Source organism: Phascolarctobacterium succinatutens CAG:287, from assembly GCF_000434895.1.
Taxonomy (GTDB): domain Bacteria; phylum Bacillota; class Negativicutes; order Acidaminococcales; family Acidaminococcaceae; genus Phascolarctobacterium_A; species Phascolarctobacterium_A succinatutens_A.
The window spans coordinates 1-1,446 of record NZ_FR892751.1 but is presented as its reverse complement, the minus strand read 5'-3'; the positions used below and the strand labels follow the sequence as shown (position 1 = coordinate 1,446).

Below are 1,446 nucleotides of genomic sequence, written 5' to 3'. Positions count from 1 at the left end.
AATACAAAGAGGATTAATTTTTTTGGACCATTAGGGAATCCTTTTTTCATTCGTAATAATTTTGATGGTTGCAAGGTTTTTATTACCAACGAGGATGTTGAGCACAGATTTACTAAGTTAAATTTATATTTTGGGGATTATTGCTTGAAGTATGTTGATTTAGCATTGGGCTTTGGTGTACATAAAGAGGATAAGTATTTACGTTTTCCTTATTGGCTTACGACTACATTTAAACCGGAAATGAATGATGATGATATAGTAAAGAGAATTCGGGAGATAAATACCTGCAGTTATAAAAAAACATCCGATTGTGTTTTGATTAATAAACATGATAAAAAAGGTACGCGTGAGATGGTGTATAATGGTGTAATGGATATATTAGATGTTAAGCTAGCTGGTAAATGGCATAATAATACTACTGATCTTTGGGATAGATTTAATAATGACAAGGAAGCGTATTTAAGAACCTTTAAGTTCAATATTTGTGCTGAAAATGATAATACCGAGCATTATGTTACGGAGAAGATTTTTGATGCTTTTATTGCAGGCTGCATTCCTTTATATTATGGATCAAATAATAATCCGGAACCTGGCCTGATTAATAAGGATGCCGTAATATTTTGGGAAAAAGACGCTGATAATGAAGCGAATAGAGAGCTGATTCGACGTTTGAAAGAAGACGAGAATTATTATAATGAGTTTATTAGCCAACCTAAGCTTTTGCCATATGCTGAGGAATATATTATTGAACGATTTGCTGTGTTAAAAGCAAAGTTTGCAGAAATATTGGAGTAATATATAAGGGTGTTTTATGGAAAGAGTAGATAACCTTACAGTAGTAATTTTGACGAAAAATGAAGAAAAGGATATTGTTGATGCGATTAAAAATGCTCAGAAGCTTACGGATAAAGTGCTTATAGTTGATTCTGGCAGTACAGATAAAACTGTTGCATTGGCAGAAGCAAAAAGTGCTAAAGTGGTTTATCGTGCTTGGGATAATGATTTTGCCGCACAACGTAATTTTGCGTTGCAGCATGTAGATACTGACTGGATTTTATATCTGGATGCGGATGAACGCATGAATGACGAGCTGATAGAAAGCATTGCGAAGGTGACTGCTAGTGGTAAAGAAGCCATGTTTAGGCTTGAAAGACGCAACAGTGCTTTTGGCAGGGATTTTAAGTATGGTGTGTTGGGACCTGATTCTGTTGTGCGTTTGTTCCCATCTAAGGGCATAAAATGGGAAGGCAAGGTGCATGAGCGTCCTGTTGGTAAGTTCGCCGAAAAAACGCTGAAGGGTTATATTAAGCATTATACCTATGCTTCTTTCGATGAATACTTGGAGAAGATGAATAAGTATGCCAGCATTGGCGCTGAGGATAGAAGACAGCGTGGGAAAACTTGCTCGATTATCAAGGATCTTGTTTTTAGACCGCTGTTTGCCTT

2 protein-coding genes are annotated in these 1,446 nt (G+C 36.1%); both read left to right on the top strand.

Annotated elements, in window-relative coordinates; genetic code table 11:
• Positions 1-795: glycosyltransferase family 10 domain-containing protein (locus tag BN587_RS00850; RefSeq protein ID WP_303684770.1), on the top strand; the 795-nt coding region annotated here is incomplete at its 5' end.
• Positions 796-811: 16 nt separating this feature from the next.
• Positions 812-1,446, top strand: a 635-nt coding sequence (locus BN587_RS00845) for a glycosyltransferase family 2 protein (protein WP_044483889.1), incomplete at its 3' end; no start/stop codon positions are given.